The 21,121-nt window shown below is 37.9% G+C and carries 19 protein-coding genes and 1 tRNA gene; 5 read left to right on the top strand and 15 right to left on the bottom strand.

Annotated elements, in window-relative coordinates:
- Positions 1-44 precede the first annotated feature (44 nt).
- The 8 genes from IGI49_RS03135 to dnaE all read right to left on the bottom strand — a co-directional run bounded on the left by IGI49_RS03135 (position 45) and on the right by dnaE (position 11,163).
- A complete protein-coding gene (locus IGI49_RS03135; protein ID WP_207702964.1) occupies positions 45-1,553 on the bottom strand; it encodes a HAMP domain-containing sensor histidine kinase in 1,509 nt (502 codons plus the stop codon).
- Positions 1,550-2,236 carry a response regulator transcription factor gene (locus tag IGI49_RS03130; RefSeq protein WP_010756141.1) on the bottom strand — a complete coding sequence of 229 codons (687 nt, stop codon included), beginning with the start codon at positions 2,234-2,236 and terminating at the stop codon, positions 1,550-1,552. The genes IGI49_RS03135 and IGI49_RS03130 overlap by 4 nt, the downstream gene beginning before the upstream one ends.
- 147 nt (positions 2,237-2,383) lie before the next feature.
- Entirely contained in the window at positions 2,384-3,805 is a 1,422-nt protein-coding gene (gene gndA / locus IGI49_RS03125) for an NADP-dependent phosphogluconate dehydrogenase (RefSeq protein ID WP_429963323.1), read from the bottom strand.
- A gap of 146 nt (positions 3,806-3,951) precedes the next feature.
- The gene (rpmF, locus tag IGI49_RS03120) at positions 3,952-4,134 is read right to left on the bottom strand and encodes a 50S ribosomal protein L32 (protein WP_207702966.1); all 183 of its coding nucleotides are present in this window, start codon (positions 4,132-4,134) and stop codon (positions 3,952-3,954) included.
- Positions 4,135-4,193: 59 nt separating this feature from the next.
- Positions 4,194-4,742, bottom strand: coding sequence for a YceD family protein (locus IGI49_RS03115; RefSeq protein WP_429963322.1), 549 nt, complete (start codon positions 4,740-4,742; stop codon positions 4,194-4,196).
- Positions 4,743-4,918: 176 nt separating this feature from the next.
- Positions 4,919-6,703, bottom strand: a complete 1,785-nt coding sequence (pyk, locus tag IGI49_RS03110) for a pyruvate kinase (protein WP_207702968.1) — start codon at positions 6,701-6,703, stop codon at positions 4,919-4,921.
- A 72-nt stretch (positions 6,704-6,775) separates the two neighbouring features.
- Positions 6,776-7,738: a 6-phosphofructokinase gene (pfkA, locus tag IGI49_RS03105; RefSeq protein WP_429963321.1), complete on the bottom strand. Its 963-nt coding sequence runs from the start codon at positions 7,736-7,738 to the stop codon at positions 6,776-6,778.
- 137 nt (positions 7,739-7,875) lie between these two features.
- Positions 7,876-11,163, bottom strand: coding sequence for a DNA polymerase III subunit alpha (dnaE, locus tag IGI49_RS03100; RefSeq protein ID WP_429963320.1), 3,288 nt, complete (start codon positions 11,161-11,163; stop codon positions 7,876-7,878).
- A gap of 100 nt (positions 11,164-11,263) precedes the next feature.
- Here dnaE and IGI49_RS03095 point away from each other — a divergent pair, with 100 nt between their 5' ends.
- Positions 11,264-11,449: a YjzD family protein gene (locus IGI49_RS03095; protein ID WP_429963319.1), complete on the top strand. Its 186-nt coding sequence runs from the start codon at positions 11,264-11,266 to the stop codon at positions 11,447-11,449.
- Between the two features lie 73 nt (positions 11,450-11,522).
- Here IGI49_RS03095 and IGI49_RS03090 read toward each other — a convergent pair whose 3' ends face one another.
- The gene (locus IGI49_RS03090; RefSeq protein WP_429963318.1) at positions 11,523-12,725 is read right to left on the bottom strand and encodes a multidrug efflux MFS transporter; all 1,203 of its coding nucleotides are present in this window, start codon (positions 12,723-12,725) and stop codon (positions 11,523-11,525) included.
- Positions 12,726-12,891: 166 nt separating this feature from the next.
- Between IGI49_RS03090 and IGI49_RS03085 the strand changes: the two genes are divergently transcribed.
- Entirely contained in the window at positions 12,892-13,695 is an 804-nt protein-coding gene (locus tag IGI49_RS03085) for a Cof-type HAD-IIB family hydrolase (RefSeq protein WP_429963317.1), read from the top strand.
- 352 nt (positions 13,696-14,047) lie between these two features.
- On the opposite strand, the gene IGI49_RS03080 is transcribed toward IGI49_RS03085, so the two are convergent.
- Positions 14,048-14,135: transfer RNA gene (locus tag IGI49_RS03080), tRNA-Ser, on the bottom strand.
- A 43-nt stretch (positions 14,136-14,178) separates the two neighbouring features.
- The gene (locus tag IGI49_RS03075; protein WP_207702974.1) at positions 14,179-14,751 is read right to left on the bottom strand and encodes a TetR/AcrR family transcriptional regulator; all 573 of its coding nucleotides are present in this window, start codon (positions 14,749-14,751) and stop codon (positions 14,179-14,181) included.
- Between the two features lie 382 nt (positions 14,752-15,133).
- Between IGI49_RS03075 and IGI49_RS03070 the strand changes: the two genes are divergently transcribed.
- Both IGI49_RS03070 and IGI49_RS03065 read left to right on the top strand, forming a co-directional pair.
- Positions 15,134-15,886 carry a threonine/serine exporter family protein gene (locus IGI49_RS03070; protein ID WP_207702975.1) on the top strand — a complete coding sequence of 251 codons (753 nt, stop codon included), beginning with the start codon at positions 15,134-15,136 and terminating at the stop codon, positions 15,884-15,886.
- 12 nt (positions 15,887-15,898) lie between these two features.
- The gene (locus IGI49_RS03065; protein ID WP_429963316.1) at positions 15,899-16,357 is read left to right on the top strand and encodes a threonine/serine exporter family protein; all 459 of its coding nucleotides are present in this window, start codon (positions 15,899-15,901) and stop codon (positions 16,355-16,357) included.
- A 160-nt stretch (positions 16,358-16,517) separates the two neighbouring features.
- Here IGI49_RS03065 and IGI49_RS03060 read toward each other — a convergent pair whose 3' ends face one another.
- Together IGI49_RS03060 and IGI49_RS03055 are read right to left on the bottom strand one after the other, a co-directional pair.
- Positions 16,518-16,754 (bottom strand): hypothetical protein, encoded by a 237-nt coding sequence (locus tag IGI49_RS03060; protein ID WP_429963315.1) that lies wholly within the window; start codon positions 16,752-16,754, stop codon positions 16,518-16,520.
- A 115-nt stretch (positions 16,755-16,869) separates the two neighbouring features.
- Positions 16,870-18,222 (bottom strand): Nramp family divalent metal transporter, encoded by a 1,353-nt coding sequence (locus IGI49_RS03055; RefSeq protein WP_429963314.1) that lies wholly within the window; start codon positions 18,220-18,222, stop codon positions 16,870-16,872.
- Between the two features lie 184 nt (positions 18,223-18,406).
- On the opposite strand from IGI49_RS03055, the gene IGI49_RS03050 reads away from it, so the two are divergent.
- A complete protein-coding gene (locus tag IGI49_RS03050) occupies positions 18,407-19,006 on the top strand; it encodes a TVP38/TMEM64 family protein (protein WP_429963313.1) in 600 nt (199 codons plus the stop codon).
- A gap of 184 nt (positions 19,007-19,190) precedes the next feature.
- Here IGI49_RS03050 and IGI49_RS03045 read toward each other — a convergent pair whose 3' ends face one another.
- The gene (locus tag IGI49_RS03045; RefSeq protein WP_207704992.1) at positions 19,191-19,409 is read right to left on the bottom strand and encodes a hypothetical protein; all 219 of its coding nucleotides are present in this window, start codon (positions 19,407-19,409) and stop codon (positions 19,191-19,193) included.
- 323 nt (positions 19,410-19,732) lie between these two features.
- On the bottom strand, positions 19,733-21,079 hold the full coding sequence (locus IGI49_RS03040) for a glucose-6-phosphate isomerase (protein ID WP_429963312.1): 1,347 nt from the start codon (positions 21,077-21,079) through the stop codon (positions 19,733-19,735).
- Positions 21,080-21,121: the final 42 nt, after the last annotated feature.

The raw sequence follows: 21,121 nt of genomic DNA, 5'->3' as shown, positions 1-21,121 counted from the left end.
CTGAAGCCTATTCATAAAAATAATTGCATAAAAAAATCAGCCGATTATTGTTCGACTGATTCTTCTTCCACCATAGGTATAAAAATTCTAAAGATCGTACCTTGACCAAGGGAGCTTTCTACACTAATGTGACCTTTGTAACTTTCAATTAGCTTATGAGCTATCGATAAACCTAACCCATTTCCTCCTTTTGTTCGTGCACGTGCCTTATCCACTCGATAAAAACGATTGAACACTTTATCAATGTCTTCATCTGGAATACCTTCACCAAAATCTTGAATCGCAATTTCAAACTCATTCAAAGTCGAAGAAATCGATATATGCACTTCTTTACGATCCGTTGAATACTTAACTGCATTGTCCATAATGATAATCATGATTTGTTCCAAATGATTTCGGTAGATTTTTAACTGACGCTCGTTTTCTAGATCATCATCTAAAGTAAATGTAAACTCTGGATATAGTAATTTAAAGTTGTTAAAGACTTGGTAAGTTACTTCTTTTGCATTGGAAGTCTCATTTCCATAATATACATCTACTTGTTCCGCACGGGATAGATCTAACATTTCTTGTACTAAGCTCTTCATTCGTTCAATTTCTTGAAGACTGGCTTGAATTGACTCTTCTAAAATTTCAGGATCATCTTTCCCCCATCGATTAAGCAAGCTGAGATGCCCTTCAATCACTGCTACAGGAGTACGTAATTCATGTGAAACATCTTCAACAAATTGTTCTTGCTGCTTAATATACATTCTAATACGATCAATTACGTCATTAAAAATCATTGCTAAATCTGCCAATTCATCGTTTGTAGTGATTTCAGGTACATGTACATCTGCCTGTGGATCCTGACGAATAATCTCCATTGTATCTCGCAAAATTTTAACAGGCTTTAAGAAGTATGAAGATAATAAGAATCCTAAAAAACTGCTAAGTACTAAAGAAACAATTTCTAATACAATCAGAGTTATTAACAATTTGCTTCGCATTTCATAAAAGTCAGAAAGTTCATAAAAAACCTGAGCATATCCTATCTTCTCTCGGGTTTCCTTAGAGTAGATTGGTTCAATGGACAAGAAGCCATTTCGATTATCAAGTGTAACGATTGTAGGGCTTTTGTGCTCTGTCTGTACTAAAGGATGATATACTTCCTGCGTTTTAAAAATTAACTTTTTATCCAAATTATAGATATCTAATGAAAGCTGCGGTTGGCCTAATTCAGCTACAAAGCTGTCAATTCGCAACATATTGCCCTCAAGTGTCATATTCCGATCATACAGAGCGTTGTCGAGATTAGACGATTCTGTTAACGTACGGTATGTATTTACTAAAGTAAGCTCTTCATCCGAATTCGCTAAACGTGACGATACGTCTGAGATTGTCTGCTCAACATTATTTCTTTCTTTAGCAACAATAAGATTGACTGAAGATTTATAAGTGATCACTGCAAAGATTGTAAATACGACGAATATAAAGAAAGAACTTGTAAAGGCCCACTTAATAGTAAGTGAAGGCCCCTTCAGTTCTCCGTGCTTTTTGAAAAGCTTTCTCATGATCTCATTACATATCCTGTTCCACGAACAGTCTGAATGTAGCTGTCTTCCCCATTAACGTCGATTTTGTTGCGCAGATAACGGATATAAACATCGACTACATTTGTTTCAACTTCAGTTTCGTAGCCCCAGACTTTATTTAATAAAACATCTCGTGCTAAAACGACATTTACATTTTCCATTAAAGTCAGTAAAAGTTCGTATTCACGTTTTGTTAATTCAATAATGTCGTTGCCGCGACGAACAACTCGGTTCTCTTTTTCAATTGTCAGGTCACGATAAGTAATGGTAGTTTGTTTAGCAACATTTTTATCGCCTTCGATATCGATCCGGCGCAATAAAGCTCGCAAACGAGCCAATAACTCCTCAATAGCAAACGGTTTGACAATGTAATCGTCAGCTCCATGGTCTAAGCCAGAAACCCGATCAATTACTGAATCTCTCGCAGTCATCATAATGATTGGTGTATTCTTTACTTGTCGTACGCGACGGCAGACTTCTAAACCATTCAGCTCTGGCAGCATCAGGTCTAATAAAATAGCATCCCAGTCATTCTCTAGAGCTGCTTCAAGCCCGGTACGTCCGTTATAATGAACATCTGTATCGTAACCTTCATGCTTCAGCTCAAGTTCTACGAAACGAGCTAAGTTTTTTTCATCTTCAATGATTAGAATATTACTCATTCTTTTTATTCCTTTCCAAATCGTTCTTGCTTAACCCCTTTGTTTCAGTGGTCTAAGCCTTCAGAAGCTACTGCCATTTTATCATGAAATCCCTAATAAAAAAACTAGGGACTATTAAACAGTTAAAAATCCCTAGTTTTAGTCTAATTATTCTTCGTCATACCAGCTATAGTGATAAATACCCTCTTTATCAGTGCGTTCATAAGTATGGGCACCAAAGTAATCCCGCTGAGCTTGAATTAAGTTTGCTGGCAAGCGTTCAGCACGGTAAGAATCGTAATAAGAAATTGCTGAAGAGAAAGTTGGAACAGGAATACCTGCTTGAACAGCAATTCCTACAACTTCACGAACAGCTGCTTGGTACTTGCTTCCAATCTCTTGGAAATAGCTGTCTAGCATTAAGTTAGCTAAATCAGTATCTTTTTCGTAAGCATCTGTAATCTTTTGCAAGAATCGGGCACGAATAATACATCCAGCACGCCAGATTTTAGCAATATCACCAAATGGCAGATCCCAATCATACTCTTTTGAAGCAGCACGAAGTTGTGCAAATCCTTGCGCATAACTCATAAGCTTACTGAAATATAACGCTTCACGGATTTTTTCAACTAATTCTTGTTTGTCGCCATCGTATTTATACGGAGCAGGACCGCTTAAAACTTTACTTGCTTCAACACGTTCTTCTTTGTAAGCTGAAATGAAACGCGCAAAAACTGACTCAGTAATCAACGGAAGCGGCACACCCAAATCTAAAGCACTTTGAGAGGTCCATTTTCCGGTTCCTTTATTTCCTGCAGCATCTAAAATTACATCTACTACCGGTTTATCAGTACCTTCATCGTCTTTTCTAGTTAAAATGTCTGCGGTAATTTCAATTAAATAGCTGTCTAATTCACCCTTGTTCCATTCGGCAAAAACATCAGCCATTTCATCAACAGACAGACCTAACAATTGTTTCATTAAGTCATAAGACTCAGCAATTAATTGCATGTCTCCGTATTCAATACCATTGTGAACCATTTTAACGTAATGACCGGCACCATTTGCGCCAATGTAGGTTACACATGGTACGCCGTCTTCAGCCTTAGCAGCAATTTGTTCGAAGATTGGGGCTACTAGGTCATAAGCTTCCTTTTGACCACCAGGCATCATAGAAGGACCTTCTAAGGCACCCTTTTCACCGCCAGAAACTCCTGTACCGATAAAGTTGATCCCTGAGTTAGCCAATTCTTCATTTCTGCGCATTGTATCCTTAAAGAAGGTATTTCCTCCATCAATTAATACATCGCCTTTATCTAAATGAGGCAACAACTCTTGAATAGTGGCATCCGTTGCCGGACCCGCTTTAACCATTAACATAATACGACGAGGTTTCTCAATCGCATTTACGAATTCCTCAATAGAGAATGTTGCTTCAAAGTTGCGGTCTGGATGTTCATCCACCACTACTTGAGTTTTTGAGCCCGTACGGTTATACAAGGCAACAGTGTAACCTCGGCTTTCGATATTTAGGGCTAGATTCTTACCCATAACCGCCATTCCGACAACACCAAATTGTGCGTTTGACATAATATACCTCCTAATTATTCCGCTATCTTCTACATTATAGCCTAAGGTGCAAAAAATGAAAAAGGAATTGTGCGTAATAAATAAAAAACCTCAAGACTCCATGGTTAGTCTTGAGGTTTTTTGCTTTTCTATCATTAAAAAAGCTATTATGCTTCTTCTTTAGACATAACATCTTTTCCATCGTAGTAGCCGCAGTTGGCACATACGTGATGACTCTTTTTCATTTCACCGCAGTTTGGACATTCGTTCAAACCTTTGATGGTTAATTTGTAATGAGTACGACGTTTTGCTTTTTTTGCTTTTGAAGTTCTTCTAGCTGGTACTGCCATTGGTGTTACACCTCCTTGTAAAATGAAGTATCTTAAAATAGATACGTATTATTCCAATCTTACTTGTTATCCTCTTCGTTAAAAAGTTCGGACAATTTTGCAAGACGAGGATCAATTGCTTCTGCTTGTTCCTTTTTCGCGAAGTATTCTTCTTCAGAAACCACTTGCCAATCATTTCCCTTAGGTAATTCTTTAGCACTTTTCTCTTCATCTGATAATACTTGCAATGGAATTGCCAGCAGTATGTTGTCTTCGACAGAATCCGTAAGATCGATTGTGTCACTCTCTAACACAATGACTTCTTCTTCACGGTCTTCTTCCTGCGCCGACCATTGCTCTTTTGTCATGAATATCTCATCCACAGAAAGATCAAGTGGCAGGTCTACTGGTTCAAGCGAACGGGAAGACGGAACAGTTACAGTTGTCGTTAACCGATAATGTAAGATATATTCTTTTTTCCCGACAGACAAGATTCCTGTAACCTTTACAGGTGCTACTGCCAAAATTTCTGAATCGCGTTGTTTTAAAGAGTCATTAACATCCATTGTTTCTGAGAAATTTAATGGTTCTTCTTGATAACGTCGCAATTCTATAATGGACCATTTCATTATTCATCACCTCTAAGCAACAATCGATATTATACAGGTGGAAAAATTCTTTGTCAATGAAATTTTCTTGACACCTTAAAAAAACTGATGCTACTGCGTTTTTTTATCATCATTTTTATGAAAACAAGAGAAAAGGGTGAACCAAATTTAATTGGCTCACCCCAAGAAAGACAACCTTAGATGGCTGTAGTTTCTCCACGGTAAACAATTCCACGACGAGGGTCTACTGTTACTAACTCGCCATCAACAATAATTGTAGTTGCATCTTTAGCGCCAACAATAACTGGAATATCTTGTGCAATGCCGACAACAGCAGCATGAGAAGTTAATCCGCCATCTTCAACGATTAAAGCAGCAGCTTTTTCAATTGCAGGCATATATTCTTTATCAGTTGTTGGTACAACTAGAACCATGCCTTCTTTAGCGTTTTTCACAGCTTCTTCAGCAGAAGATGCGATCACTGCGTTTGCAACAACAGCTTTTTCACCAACACCTTGTGCTTCTAATAATTTAGAGCCAATTAATTGGATTTTCATAACGTTAGTTGTTCCGCGTTCGCCAACTGGAACACCTGCAGTGATTAGAATTAGGTCGCCTTCTTTAGCGAAGCCTAAATCTACAGCTTTTTTAGTAGCTAATTCAAACATATCATCTGTTGTAGTTGGTTTTTCTGCAACAGTTGGGTAAACACCCCAGTTTAACATCAAGCCGCGTTTTGTGCGTTCGTCAAAGGTTACAGCCAAGATGTCTGCATCTGGACGATATTTTGAGATCATTTTAGCAGTGTATCCTGATTCTGTTGCAGCAACAATGGTTTTAACACCTAAATTGTGTGCAGCGCGTGCTACTGACAAGCTGACAGTTTCAGTTACATCTGTTTTATCAAATTCATTGATTTGGAAAGTACCCATTTCTTCAAGTGCTTTTTCTGCTTCTTGGTCAATCCGAGCCATAGTTGCAACAGCTTCTACTGGGTAGTCACCGTTTGCTGATTCACCTGAAAGCATAGTAGCATCTGTTCCGTCGAAAACAGCGTTCGCAACGTCAGACGCTTCAGCACGTGTAGGACGTGGGTTGCTTTGCATAGATTCCAACATTTGTGTAGCGGTAATAACTGATTTACCAGCAGCATTACATTTTTTGATAATTGATTTTTGAACCATTGGAACTTCTTCCGCTGGAATTTCAACACCCATGTCGCCGCGGGCAACCATGATACCATCAGAAACTTTGATGATTTCGTCAATGTTGTCAATACCTTCTTGAGATTCAATTTTAGAGAAGATTTGAACATGCATCATGTCTTTTTCTTCTAAAATTTCACGAATTTCTAAAACGTCTTGTGCTTTACGTACAAAGCTGGCAGCGATGAAGTCAATGTCGTTGTCCAAACCAAAACGAATATCTTCTGCATCCTTTTCAGTGATTCCTGGCAAGCTGATTGAAACGCCTGGTGCATTAACACCTTTGCGTGAACCTAACATACCAGCATTTTTAACGACAACAACTAGCTCACGTGCTGCTTCATCTTTTTCGATAATTTCCATGTCAATTAAGCCATCATCGAATAAAACGTGTCCGCCAACGTGAACATCCTCGAATAAGCCAGGATAAGTAACCGCAATTTTTTCTTTTGTTCCTTTATGTTCAGGGTTCATTGAAATACGAGTTTTATCTCCAACTTCAAATTGGATATAGCCCGCACGACCATAATCTGCTTCTGTAGTGTCTTGTACCGTTGTGCGAATTTCTGCACCTTTTGTATCTAAAAGAATACCGACGTCTTTTCCTGTTTTCTTAACAGCTTCACGAACAAGAGTCATACGACTTAATTGTTCTTCATGGTCACCGTGAGAAAAGTTGAAACGAAAGACATTTGCACCAGCCTCGATCAACTCTGAGATGATTTCAAGTGTATTACTTGCTGGTCCTAATGTACTAACGATTTTTGTTTTTTTCATTATATAAACGCTCCTATTCTTGTTGTCATTGCTTTTATAATTAAATAGCCTCGGGCTACCTAGTTAACGAGATTAAAATGAGATTGTTTGGTTCAGTTCATACAGAGATAAGTCAGGTTTATGTTTATTGTTTTCTAAAGTATCAATAATATCAGCTGCAACCACTTTATTGTTTAACATACCAATACACAATCCACCTTTTTCCTGTTGCAACAATTCGACTGCATACGAGCCAAATTTACTTGCTAATACGCGGTCGCGGGCGCTTGGAGATCCCCCACGCACAACATGGCCAAGCACACTAACTCGGGTATGGAAATCACCATACTCTGATAACTTATCCGCAAAATCATTGCCGCCCATGACACCTTCAGCAAGAACAATTAGACAATGTTTTTTTCCACGATCACGTCCCGCTTTAATTTTTTCAGCAATCTGAGCCATATTGAAGTCATGCTCTGGAATGACAATTTCATCTGCCCCACCAGCAACACCTGACCATAAAGCAATATCACCGGCTCCACGCCCCATTACTTCAATTACGAAAGTGCGTACATGAGAAGTCGCTGTATCACGAATTCTATCGATTGATTCCAAGACTGTGTTGATGGCTGTATCAAAACCGATAGTGAAATCTGTTCCTGGAATATCATTATCAATTGTCCCTGGAATACCCACTGCTGGGAAACCGTGTTTAGTTAATGCCATTGCTCCATGATAAGAACCGTCTCCACCAATAACTACTAATCCTTCGATCCCAAACTTTTTCAATTGTTCGATCCCTTTTAATTGACCTTCTTCAGTCGCAAATTCTGGGTAACGAGCAGAATATAAAAATGTTCCTCCACGTTGGATTTTATCACCAACATCAGCAACATCCAAACGTCGAATATCACCTGCAACCAAACCTGCAAAACCGTAGTTGATTCCATAAACTTCAAGACCTTCATAGATCCCTTTACGAACCACGGCACGAACAGCTGCGTTCATTCCTGGAGCGTCTCCTCCACTTGTTAAAATTCCAATGCGTTTCATTTTCTCACCTCAAAAAATTATTAATCAAGCATTGTTCTCAATTCATGGTACATTCTACCATCAAAGCCGCTAAAAGTCTTGGAAAGATGTTAGGAAAGTTTGATATACCTGAAAAAAGTTTTGAAAGTTACAAGAAATCATCGTAATACGACGTTTTTATTACCCAATATGTCACGTAAATCGGTCAATAAGTCCTCATTACGCCCTATCCAATACTCCTTTCCTAACACAATCTTTCTTTGATCTTTTTCAAAATAAAGAATTACCGGAATATTCCCAGGAGCGGTTTTCAGCTTTTCTGCAATTTCTTGATGAAGCGTACGGCTATCCTGTTCACTGGAAATTCTCAGATAAAGAATTTCTTCTGAGAGACTGTTTTCTACCGTGTCAGCTGACTCAAATTCTTCCACCAACAATTGCAATGATTGATCATAACTACTTTTTTCAATTTTTCCGGAGACAAGATAAACTTGGTCTAAGTGAATCATATTGCGAACTTTGCGATAAAGAATCGGAAAAATAGTTAGGGAGAGTTCTCCGCTTTGATCATTTCCGTTAAGAAATGCCATCTGCTCTCCTTTTTTTGTCCTTATTTCCCGTAGCTCTTTCAAGTAAATAAGTATGGTTGCATTTTGACCTGGCACAACATCACTGGTTAAACGAATATTTCTCTGTCGTTTTAGTTTCGGATAGTTTTCAGTTGGATGTCCCGATACATACAAGCCCAAATATTTTTCTTCATAATCAAGTTTTTCTGCTAATGAATATTCTGGAACTTCGTGCTCCTTCAGACTCATAACGTCTAGCAGAGAATCACTACCGCCACTATACAAAACATTTTGAATTTTTCCTTCCAATTCAACTTGCAATTGACGACGATTTTCATGAAGCTCATCAAATGCACCTACTACGATTAACGGTTCAATATATTCTTCCTTTAGCCATCGATCTTCAATTCTCAACAAGAAATTGTCTAACGATTTATAAAAACCTTGCGCTTTACGTTCAGCAAGAATACTCGCTACATAATCGCGCCTGATACCTTTAATCGCATCTAGGCCAAAGCGAATCGTATCCTTCTCGACTAAAGTAAAACTATAAAAGCTTTTATTGATATCTGGAGCCAATAAGCTAACTCCGGCCTGATTTGCCTCGGCTATATATTCACGCATCTTTTTAGCGTCGCTCCGAACTGATTTAAGTAAGGCCGCATAGAAAGGTCCTGGATAATGAACTTTAAGATAAGCCATTTGGTAGCCGACAAAAGAATAGGCAAACGCATGTGATCGGTTAAACCCATAATTGGCAAAACGCTCTATATAATCGTATACCTCTTCAGCGCTACTTTGTGTATAGCCTTGCTGAATTGATCCAGATACAAAGTGCTGCCTCTCTTCGTCTAATAAATCCTTTTTCTTTTTGCTAACAGCGCGCCGCAATATATCTGCCTGTCCTAGACTAAATCCGGCCATTCGCGCAGCAACTTGCATAATTTGTTCTTGGTAAACAATGATGCCATAAGTGTTTTCCAAAATTGGTTTCAGCGACTCTTCAGGATATTGAATGGCTTCTTTTCCTTTTTTCCTAGCGATAAAATGATCTATGTTTTGCATGGGTCCTGGTCGATACAACGCATTTACGGCTGCGATATCCTCAATCGAAGTTGGACCTAGGCGACGTAACACATTTCGAATGCCCGCAGATTCAAATTGAAAGACTCCGCTGGTTTCGCCTCGCTGAAAAAGTTCCAAAGTTTGAGGATCATCTAATGGAATCTGCTTAAGATTGATTTCTTGTTGATAAACTTTTTTTATATTGCGTAAAGCAGTATCAATAATCGATAGGTTACGCAGACCTAAAAAGTCCATCTTCAGAAGTCCAATTGTTTCGATATCGCTCATTGTAAATTGAGTTAGCAGAATATCTTCCGAACCATTTTGCAAAGGGACAATTGAAATTAATTCTTGATCACTAATGACTACACCCGCAGCATGAGTGGATACATGTCTAGGCAAACCTTCTAAACTTAAAGCTGTTTGAAACATCAATTGGCTTTTGGAGTTTGTGTTTACTAATTGTTTCAGCGTTTCAGATTGCTCGTAAGCATCTCGCAAAGTAATTTTCAACTGATTGGGAATGGATTTGGACCAACGACTCGCTTCACTTTGAGATAAACCGAAGACTCGTCCCACATCTCGTAAGACCATTTTGGCTGCCATTGTTCCAAAAGTCGCAATTTGAGCTACATGAAAACGACCGTATTTTTCTTTTACGTAATGCAAAATTTCATTACGTCGATTATCGGGAATATCCAAGTCAATATCAGGCATACTGTTTCTTTCTGGATTTAGAAAGCGTTCGAAGAGCAGGTTATATTGAATAGGATCTACATCCGTGATTGACAAAACATACGCTACCAAAGAGCCTGCGGCAGATCCACGTCCGGCTCCCGTCACAATTTGATTGCGGTGAGCATAATCCATCACATCCCATACAATCAGAAAATAATCATCAAATCCCATTGTGTGTATGATAGACAACTCTTTAGCCAATCGTTCTTGATAAACCGTTGATATATCGTTGACTCGAAGTGGCAACCGTTCCCAGCACAGTTTTTCTAAAAACTCTTTTGCATTTTGGTCAGTTTCCAACGGATAATGCGGCAGCAGCTTTTGATGCAAAGGGATTTCGAATTGGCAGCTTTCTGCTAATGAAATGGCATTACTAATAGCTTCTTCTCTTTTTTCCTCTTGAAAATAGTGATTAATTTCTTCTTCTGACAACAAGTAGCTGTTGCCTTTTTTTTCTACTAATGCGTCTTTGCTTATCTGCTTCCCGGACTGAATTTTTTTCATCACGTCGATAGCAAAAGCTTCTTCTGGCTTTAAATACTTTACCTCGTGCAAAGCAAGAAGAGGCAAACCGTGTGGTTGCCTAATAGCATCAATTTGTCTGCTGTTAGTCAAAGAACAGCCTAAAAATACTGTATCGTGGAAGGTTTCTTTTACTTCATCCATTATGTAATCGATGTTCTCTTCTAAAGTAATTTTACTTATAGGTAAAACAACCATCAAATTCTGGCTGTTAATTTCATACTCAGCTAAATGCTGTGACTTCTCTTCAATCATTCTTTGAGAAGAAATACGCATCAAGTTTTGATAACCTGCTAAATTTTTAGCATATAAAAGAAGTGTAAATGCCTCTTCAGCTTTTGATAAGATATCTAGTTCCATGCCAATGATTGGTTTTATATCCTGATGTATGCACGCCTGATAAAATTCAACTGCTCCATAAAGTACATGCTCATCCGTTAAGGCCAAAGATTTATAGCCCAACTCTTTCGCTTTTTTGACATATTCTGAAATTGTCAAGGTACTTTTCAGCAATGAATAGGAAGTTTTAGTATATAGTTGTGGAAAATTCATGGGGCCCTCCTATAAAATATTTTCATGAAGACTTTTCTTTACTTTTTTTGAAAAAATGCTAAACTAGTTCTAGAAATCTGCAAGAAAAGAGGTTTTGTTAATGAAATATCTCGTTACTTTCTTTTGGGCATTTGCCATTGGTCAGGCAGTTTGTTACCTGGGCGGCGCCTTGCAAAGTGCTACTTATGACTTCCAGCTTTCAACGATTGTTTCGCTAATTATTGGTGTTATTACAGTTTTACTTTCTTTTGCAATGAAGCCAACTCATCGATCAGCTAACCACTAGAAAATAAGCCAGTTACTTTATTGTAACTGGTTTTTTCTTTCTGTTGAACCTGTAAAAAAATCTTCCACTTAACTTATATTTTTGTTTTACTCATCAGAAGCCCTCGGAAGTTGAACAGACTAAGCAGAATATTCCCGAATACACAAGCGCTCGTAACCAAAAAGACGGCTGAATAGCCTAAAGAATGCGCTACAGTTGATCCAATCATCGGACCTAATACTTGTCCAAAATTGTTAAACATCTGATTATAGCTATATATACGGCTAACTCCTTCAGGTGGACTGATTTTGCCGATTAACGTATTAATAGACGGCATCAAAGCGCCTGTTGAGAATCCTAAGAAGAAACGAAGCACTCCTAATTGAAAGGGGGTTTTTACAAAAGCCATTGGAATAAAGCAGATGAAGGATAAAAACAACCCAAACAAAAGAATTTTATGATTTCCTATCTTGTCACCAATCTTACCTAGAGTCGGTGAAGAAATGACCGCTGAGACCCCTGCTGCCGAAATAATAAATCCACTAATCATCAACGCATTATTGCTGTTTCCACTTAATTGACGAATATATAGAGTTAAAATTGGGCTAATGCTTGTTGCTCCTAATTGTAGAATCAACGTACTTACAAACAAACCTACCAAGATTGACAGATAGTTTATTTTCTTCGTAAGTCCTCTCATACTGACCATATCCTGCTTTTCGATCGGCTGAAAATTTTCCTGGACCATAAAGATAGTTAAAATTGTACAGATCAACAAAATAATTCCAGTAATTATAAAAACGTTCTCTAAACCGAACCATTGAGCCAACACACCACCGATTGATGGTCCGATTAAATTGCCAGCAACTGCTCCCGTTGACAATGTTCCTAACGCCCATCCACTCTTTTCGCGAGGTGCCTGTGAAGCGATCATCGCAGTAGCATTGGGAATATAACCAGAAAGAACTCCTGTCATAAACCGCATGCCTAACAACCAATACACATTTGGAACAAACGCTAAAGATCCCATTGTGATAGTCATTCCAGCAGCTGCGCGAACCATCATTAGCTTTCTTCCTTTGCGATCAGCAAGATTACCCCAAATAGGTGAGACAATAGCTGCTGCAAAAGCCGTGACCGAAATTGCCAAACCAGCAAACATCTCTACTTGAGGTACCGGGGTTCCCATTTGTTCAATATATACCGGCAAGAAAGGCATGACCAAACTAAAACTTGCTCCTGTGAAGAAACAACCAATCCAGGATACGAACAGGTTTCTTCGCCAATTGATTTTCATTTTTTTCAGCTCTCTTTTTTACATTTTTCTTCAACTACTACTATAACAAAGATTGTCAAGCTTTGTAGTCATAAACAATTTTATCATTTACTAAATTTATTACTAGTTGGTTGCGTTTTTTATAAGATATGCTAGACTGAAACAAATTGAGACAAGGATGATTACTATGAAAAAGATGATTGCCATCGATCTGGATGGGACGACACTAAACGAAGAATCTAAAATATCTGAACGAACAGCAAAAACTTTAAAACGGGCAATGGAGGACGGCCATTCTGTCGTAATTGCTACAGGCAGACCTTACCGCATGAGTAGTGAATTTTATCGTGAACTGCAGCTAACTACACCGATGGTCAATTTTAATGGTGCCCTAGTTCATTTACCAGAAAAGCAATGGGATAATGAACTTGAAACTTCTTTTAACCGGAATATCGTCTTTGATATTATGCAAGAAAAGAAAAATTTGAAGCTGGACTTCATTGCAGCCGAAGACCGCAATACTTTCTTTATTGATGATTTGAATTTCTTTGACAAGCATATGTTTGCCAGTAAAGCAACAGCCGACAACTTGTTAACGACCGATTCATTAGTTAAAGATCCAACTTCTGTGATTGTACGCAGCCAGCCACAAAACTTAAAGAGTGTTGCCGAAGAACTAAAACAGCAATATGGCGCTTCTGTTGAAGTTAATACTTGGGGTGGACCTAACTCAATCTTAGAGATCGTGGCTAAAGGCATCCAAAAGGCTCACGGGTTAGCTCATATCGTTAAGGTTTTCGACATGAATAAAGAAGATATTATTGCATTCGGTGACGAACACAACGATGTGGATATGCTAGCTTACGCTGGCTGGGGGGTTGCTATGGCCAACGGAACTGAACAAGTGAAATCAGTGGCAAACGATATTACCGCCAAGCCAAACTCTGAGGATGGATTAGCTGATTACTTAGAAAAATATTTGGATCTATAAGTTGATGAATTTTTCGTCAGCTTTTTTCAGCAAAAAGACTTGTCATCTACAACTACAGAAGATGGCAAGTCTTTCTTTTAAAGTTCATCACAGATCAACGAATTTATCGTAAAACTCTTCCCCGAGTCACTCCTAACGCCTTTTTAGTCATTAGGATCCACAAGTGCTCAATAGCTATTATAGGTGTCATCATATTTTCCACAGCTATTTCTTTCGAATAATACTTTGTTAATAGCTGTTGCTTAATTTCTGCAAAAAAAGGAACCGTTTTTGAGTAAGAATCACAAAAAACTGGAACAGTGACAGGTATTAAATTACCTCAGCATTCCAGCTCTTTAGAAGATAAGATATAAGGAAGGTACGGGATTTGAACCCGTGCACCACATTACTGCGGCTCGCCGGATTTCGAGTCCGGTGCATTACCACTCTGCCAACCTTCCGCAAAATTCATCTTACCTTTTTTCTTTCAAAAGTCAAGCTTTTTTAGAGTTTATCTAAAACTGCTGTATCCTCTGTACTCAAAATACTGTCGATCGCACGATTAATTAGATGAACAATGTCTTCTTCAGTGGGTTCAATAATACCTGAAGACATCAACGTAGCAATCCCTGTAACAGTGATCCAAGTACCCACGTGTAAAGCATTAATATGCTCATCATCTAAGTTTTTATACTTCGGATGCTTTTTGATTAATTCATAGAAATATTTATAAGAAAAATCATGCATTTTTTGTCCGCCGCCGTATTCTTGTACGTATAAAGCATTGTATAAATTGCTTCTTTCTTTCGCAAAATACACATAATTTAATCCCAAATCAATGATTGTATCCCCAGTGCGCACTTCCGGGAAAATATCATAATACAAATGGTTGCAAATTTCATCCAGCAATGTATCCTTCAAATCTTGCATATTCTTGAATTCTAAATAAATTGGTTGTGTACTAATTCCCATCTTTTTAGCAATGTTCCGAGCAGTGAAACCAGAAAACCCCTCATTTTCCACAACTTCATAAGCAGCCTTTAGAATTTGATCCTTCGTGTACACTTTTCTTCTCATACTTTTTTCCTCCCAAGATGTTATTATTTTTCTTGTTAATTCATTTTAATCAAAAAGTGAACAGTTTTGCAACCCTAATATGTTACGTTATCTAAATTAGAGCAAAAATTCTTGAAAAACTTGTATTATTGCAGTGCAATTCCATATACTAACATCTGGAATCGTTTTATCACCCAGTGTTTTGATAACATGTGTTTTCCTAACACAGAAATACGTTATACTTAAAAGAAAAAAATTGCAAGAGTATTTTTTCAAAAGAAATGAATTTTTTTGTTCATCTGTTACTTTATCTCATATTATAGCAGGAAACCTTCGCTTTTTCTTGCCTATTTGACTTCTTTTTTTTAAGATGAGAGAGTTAATACTAAAAGGTGGTGTTTATTTGGCTCAACAAAGTTACGCTCAACTAGTCTTGATTACTTGCCTGAAGGCTGGGAAAATAATGATGGAATCGGGATCCGAGGTCTATCGGGTAGAAGACACTATGAAACGGATTGCGAAAAATGCAGGTCTTGAGGATATTCAAACCTATGTAACTGCTACAGGATTGATTGTCGGTTCACCCTCAGAAGAAAACAGTCAAGTTATTCAAATTACCCAACAATCCATCAATTTAGAAAAAGTTGCAGCTGTGAATCGTGGTTCTCGTTTATTTGCTGAAGGGCAACTGTCGCTTCCAGACTTTTATAATCATTTGAATGAGATTGATCATATTACTCCTGATTTCCCTTACACTTGGAAGATTTTAGCTTCCGGAGTTGTCAGCAGTACCTTAATGATTATTTTACGAGGCGACTGGCAGGATTTTATCGCTACATTTATCATCGGCATGCTGGGTTTTTCGGTCCATACCTTTTTTGGAAAAAAACTTGAAATGAAATTCCTAAATGACTTCTTAGCAGCTTTGCTAATCGGAGTTTTAGCTATCTGCTCCGTGCATTTATCACTAGCAAGAGAGATCAACAATATTATTATCGGCTCAATCATGCCACTAGTCCCTGGACTAGCAATCACTAACTCTTTTCGTGATATTATGGCTGGCCACTTAATTAGCGGAGTGGCTAGAGCTACTGAAGCCCTATTCGTTGCTGGAGCTATTGGCGGTGGAATTATTGTGGCATTCAATTTCTTTTAGGAGGAACCTAAATTGGTTTTTTTAATTAATTTTATTTTTAGTATGCTTAGCACGATTACTTTTGGTATCATAACTAACATTCCTCGTAAAGCCTTCATAACTTGCGGGCTAACTGGTGCGATGGGGTGGATGACTTTTTGGACTTGCCAAACGTACCTTGACCAAAATATTGGTTTCTCTAACTTTTTGGCTGCAATGGTGATTGGTTTAATGAGTATTTTTTTCTCTCGCAGAAAGCAAATGCCGGTAATCGTATTTAATATTCCCAGTTTGGTTCCTTTGGTACCCGGTGGGCCCGCTTATTTAGCGGTAAGAGAAATGATGGATCAGAATTTTGATGCTTCCATGCAATATATTGCGATCGTATTAGTAACTTCTGGAGCAATCGCTTTAGGATTTATGTTCACTAACGTAATTGAACGTTTCTTAAAACGGACGACGGCGACATTAAAACGTGATAGAAGACGTTAATGCTAAAGATACCCAAATACTGATATTTATTCCGCATTTGGGTAAGCATTTTACTATTACTTTTTCGCTATAAACACAGAACAAGCTGAATTTTGAACCATGTAATCGGCTTCCTCACCCAATAAACTTCTGTGCTTCTTTTTAATTGACGATCCACAAATTAATAAACACAAATTAATAAATCAGGCCGGTAGGTGGGCAGAACTTTTTTAATAATTACCTTTGTTGGGCCTCCCTCATCTACAAAGGCTTCTGGTGCAGGAAGTCCTTTCCCCTCTGCTTTTCGAACATCTTCTTTTGCAAGATTTATAGCCTTGTCTTTCTGCTTGCGCAATACATCTGGATTCAAATATTCGTAGACGTTTAACTGGTCAATTTCAAAAATGGTCGCTACCACTATTTAAGCATTTATCAGCTGAGCGAACTCAACTGCGTAGTTAAAAACTGCAATAGATGAAGAAGAATTACTAACAGCAACTAATATCTTCTGAAAATCCATTTACTTCATCTCCTTAATTAGTAGCTGTTAATGTACTGTAAATCAAAAACAAATTCAAAATGGTCAGGATTATTGTAATCACCCAAGCTAAATATTTTTCCCAACGTGGATTAACAAATTTACCCATCAAACGTTTATCACTTGTAAATAAAGTCAATGGAATAATTGAAATCGGCAAAGCAACGCTTAAAAAAACTTGAGTATATAACAATAGGTCCTCTACAGCATTCTCATTTCCGCCGTATAAGATGACACAGATAATTACTGGAATAATCGCTAGTAGACGAGTAACCACCCGACGCATCCATAAAGGCATCCTTAAGCGAATGAATCCTTCCATCACAATCTGTCCAGAAAGTGTCCCTGTAATAGTAGAATTTTGCCCGGAAGCCAATAGAGCAACAGCAAATAAGGTGCTTAGAAGTGGGCTTGCAATATTACTGACAATCTTCGGGTCTTTTAGTGCATCGTAGAGATCAACAAATTTGCCAAGATCACTGTTGCTTCCATAAAAAAGCGCTCCACCTAAGATCAACAATAAACAGTTAACAATAAAAGCAACACTCAATTGAATATTTGAATCCCACGTTGTAAATCGCACTGCCTCAGCTATTTCTTGCTCGTTTTCCCGATCAAAATCTCTAGATTGTGCAATAGATGAATGAAGATACAAATTGTGAGGCATAACAGTAGCTCCAACAATTCCTAATGCTAATAAAAGCATTGAACGGTCAGTAGTAATCTCAACCGTCGGAATAAATCCACTAAATACCTCTCCCCAGTAAGGATCTGCCAAAGCGACTTCATAGCCAAAAACGCAGAAAATAACCGTAATCAGCACAGCAACAATCGCTTCGATTTTACGAAAGCCTAATTTAGTCAGCAAAAGAAGCAGTAATACATCAAAGGTAGTGATAAGTACACCAATCAATAGTGGCAAACCAAACAACAGCTGCAAGGCCACCGCTCCGCCAATTACCTCAGCTATGTCAGTTGCCATAATTGCCATTTCATTGACTACCCACAATGCAAAGCCTAACCCTTTACTCGTTTTTGAACGAGTCATTTGAGCCAAATCTTTTCCTGTAACAATACCAAGCTTAGCAGCCATGCTTTGGAGAAGCATGGCAATTAAACTTGATAGCAAAACTACGCTCAACAGACTGTATTTATACTCTGCTCCGCCTGCGATTGAAGTGATCCAGTTCCCAGGATCCATGTACCCAACAGCGACTAAAGCTCCTGGACCACTATATAAGGCCATCTTCTTCCAGAAGCTAGCATCTTTGGGGATTTTTACCGTACCATTTATTTCTTCAAGGCTCACTCCATCTGATTCATGGATTAGACCTTTATTCTTATTCACAAAGAACCCCTCATTTCACTTAGCAATAATCATCCTTCACAATTAGGATAGCCTATAATAAAAAAAGTGTAAAATATTTTAAAGTTTCTATCTTTTTGTCAAAAATCCGACGCAAGACCTATGCAGAAGATTGAAATCTGTCATATACTCCATGTAAGATGATCAATACTAAGGAGATGAGTTAATGAGTATCGCACAGTCACGAAGATTGCTTAATGCAATTTCTTTTGCCGGGTTGGCCTTTTCTATTGGTTTAGCTATCTATTTTTACCATCTAGGTGTTTTCAAGGATATGAATTCCTTGCAAAGCTTAGTTGGCCAATCGGTAATCGTCGGACCGCTCCTTTTTATCTTAATTCAAATGATTCAAGTGATCATTCCTATTTTACCAGGTGGAATTAGTTTAGCTGCAGGGGTCTTGATTTTCGGACCATTTTGGGGCTTTGTATATAATTATGTTGGAATTTGCGCAGGTTCAATTGTACTTTTTCTTTTAGGAAGGCATTACGGCAGACCGCTCATTAGTCATCTAGTTAGTGATAAAGTTTATCAAAAGTACAGTCACTGGCTGGAAAATGATAAACGCTTTGAAAAACTCTTTGCTCTAGCCATTTTTTTACCCGTCGCACCCGATGACGCTCTGTGCTTGATGGCAAGTGTCACAAATATGTCTTTAAAAAAATATACCGCGATTATTTTAATTGCTAAACCAGCTTCGATTTTCTTATATAGTTTAGCTTTGCTTCACGGTGGCAGCTGGCTTACAGGATTGCTGACTCACTAATACAGTGAGTCTTTTTTTATGTCTGAATTAATTAACTAAAACAGATATTTCGCACAACGAACTTACCGTTATTCTTTAATCGTAAAAGTATAAAGAAACTGTTTTTCTATTTAAATAAACAAGGAAGCATCGTTTTGCTTCCTTGTTTATTTAAATGTTGAATTCAATCACAATTGTTTGTTTTTTAAGCTGGGTGATCCAGTTCTATCTGGTTAGAAATCTCCTCATATTTCACTAATAAGCGATTTTGTAATTCAATCACTTTCGCTCGATCAATGGGATCATAAGTTACCACATTAATCATCGCAGTGTTGATATACAGCTGTTCTACAACCCCTACTACTTCCTTTTCCAAACCAATTGCACGACATAAATAAGTTCTACCAATCTCAATATTTTCCATTTACATCCTCCTCTTCCCATGTTCTTATAATAACATAATCATTTTCTAATGAAAATGAAATTCGACTAATTTTTTCTAAAATATATTTTCCCACACTGTAAAATATTTGATATATAAAAACCAGGAAGATTAATTACGTTCGTTATTTATACAACAACAGAATAATAACTCTTGTTCATCATCCACTTATTTCATATAAGTATTCAGAAGATATGTATAAGCATATAGTATTGTAATTTTTATCAGATATCTTTTATCTTATAAAAAAGCACATTAAGTATCTTCTATAAACAGAAGGTACTTAATGTGCTTAATAATAAATATTATAGACGTTCGTTCAATTCTTTAGCTAAATCTTCAAAACCAGGTTTGCCAAGTAGTGCAAACATGTTTTTCTTGTAAGCTTCCACGCCTGGTTGGTCAAATGGATTAACACCTAATAGGTAACCAGAAACACCTACAGCAATTTCGAAGAAGTACATAGCATAACCTAAAGTATAAGCATCCATTGTTGGGATGTTTAATACTAAGTTTGGCACTCCTCCATCAGTATGAGCTAACAATGTTCCTTCGTAAGCTTTAGTGTTTACAAAGTCAACATTTTTACCTTCCAAGTAACCTAGTCCATCAAGATCAGACTCTTGGCTTGGAATTGAAACAGATTTGCGAGGTTTTTGTACCTTCACGATTGTTTCGAAGATATTCCGACGGCCTTCTTGGATATACTGACCAAACGAATGCAAATCAGTTGAGAAGTTAGCACTTGAAGGGTAAATACCTTTCAAGTCTTTCCCTTCTGATTCGCCATATAATTGTTTCCACCATTCATTGAAGTATTGCATGCCTGGTTCGTAATTTACTAAAATTTCGGTTACCTTACCTTTACGGTATAGCAAGTTACGCATTGCTGCATATTGGTAAGCTTCATTTTCTTCCAATTTGTCACTCGAATAAGCATCACGAGCATCGGCAGCCCCTTGCATCAAGGCATCAATGTCTGCGCCACTTGCAGCAATTGGCAATAAACCAACGGCAGTAAGAACAGAAAAACGTCCGCCAACATCATCAGGGATAACAAAAGTTTCCCAGCCAGCCGCATCTGCTTCAGTTTTAACAGCTCCACGAGCTTTATCAGTAGTAGCATAAATACGTTTGTTTGCTTCTTCTTCCCCGTATTTCTTCACTAACAGTTCTTTAAAAACACGGAAAGCAATTGCCGGTTCAGTTGTAGTACCAGATTTAGAAATGACATTGACTGAGAAATCACGGTCACCAATAACTTCAATTAAATCAGCAATGTAAGTTGAGCTGATTGAATTACCTGCGAAAAATACTTGTGGTGCCTTGCGGTCTTGTTTATCCAAAACGTTAAAGAATGATTGGTGTAAAAATTCGATTGCGGCACGAGCTCCTAAATAAGATCCTCCGATTCCGATAACAACCAGTACTTCAGAATCCGATTGAATTTTTTCTGCAGCTTTTTTGATGCGAGCAAATTCGGCCTTGTCGTAGTTAACTGGCAAATCGATCCAACCTAGATAATCGTTCCCAGCACCAGTTCCTTCACGTAATTCTTTGTGTGCTAAGGCAACCTGACCTTTGATATACTCCATTTCATGTTCATTGACAAATGGAGCGACTTTCGAATAATCGAAATGAATGTGTGACATGCTTTTTTCCTCCTTGAAAATCACTTCGTACAGGTTATACTT

The organism is Enterococcus sp. AZ071, from assembly GCF_050499065.1.
GTDB classification, from domain to species: domain Bacteria; phylum Bacillota; class Bacilli; order Lactobacillales; family Enterococcaceae; genus Enterococcus_A; species Enterococcus_A ferrettii.
This window is presented reverse-complemented; position numbering and strand designations above follow the sequence as displayed.

Bases quoted from the DNA above. Each gene is read 5' to 3' on its own strand.
- IGI49_RS03135 (WP_207702964.1), bottom strand. From the start codon at position 1,553: ATGAGAAAGCTTTTCAAAAAGCACGGAGAACTGAAGGGGCCTTCACTT.
- IGI49_RS03130 (WP_010756141.1), bottom strand. From the start codon at position 2,236: ATGAGTAATATTCTAATCATTGAAGATGAAAAAAACTTAGCTCGTTTC.
- gndA (WP_429963323.1), bottom strand. From the start codon at position 3,805: ATGTCAAACGCACAATTTGGTGTTGTCGGAATGGCGGTTATGGGTAAG.
- rpmF (WP_207702966.1), bottom strand. From the start codon at position 4,134: ATGGCAGTACCAGCTAGAAGAACTTCAAAAGCAAAAAAAGCAAAACGT.
- IGI49_RS03115 (WP_429963322.1), bottom strand. From the start codon at position 4,742: ATGAAATGGTCCATTATAGAATTGCGACGTTATCAAGAAGAACCATTA.
- pyk (WP_207702968.1), bottom strand. From the start codon at position 6,703: ATGAAAAAAACAAAAATCGTTAGTACATTAGGACCAGCAAGTAATACA.
- pfkA (WP_429963321.1), bottom strand. From the start codon at position 7,738: ATGAAACGCATTGGAATTTTAACAAGTGGAGGAGACGCTCCAGGAATG.
- dnaE (WP_429963320.1), bottom strand. From the start codon at position 11,163: ATGAATTTTCCACAACTATATACTAAAACTTCCTATTCATTGCTGAAA.
- IGI49_RS03095 (WP_429963319.1), top strand. From the start codon at position 11,264: ATGAAATATCTCGTTACTTTCTTTTGGGCATTTGCCATTGGTCAGGCA.
- IGI49_RS03090 (WP_429963318.1), bottom strand. From the start codon at position 12,725: ATGAAAATCAATTGGCGAAGAAACCTGTTCGTATCCTGGATTGGTTGT.
- IGI49_RS03085 (WP_429963317.1), top strand. From the start codon at position 12,892: ATGAAAAAGATGATTGCCATCGATCTGGATGGGACGACACTAAACGAA.
- IGI49_RS03075 (WP_207702974.1), bottom strand. From the start codon at position 14,751: ATGAGAAGAAAAGTGTACACGAAGGATCAAATTCTAAAGGCTGCTTAT.
- IGI49_RS03050 (WP_429963313.1), top strand. From the start codon at position 18,407: ATGAGTATCGCACAGTCACGAAGATTGCTTAATGCAATTTCTTTTGCC.
- IGI49_RS03045 (WP_207704992.1), bottom strand. From the start codon at position 19,409: ATGGAAAATATTGAGATTGGTAGAACTTATTTATGTCGTGCAATTGGT.
- IGI49_RS03040 (WP_429963312.1), bottom strand. From the start codon at position 21,079: ATGTCACACATTCATTTCGATTATTCGAAAGTCGCTCCATTTGTCAAT.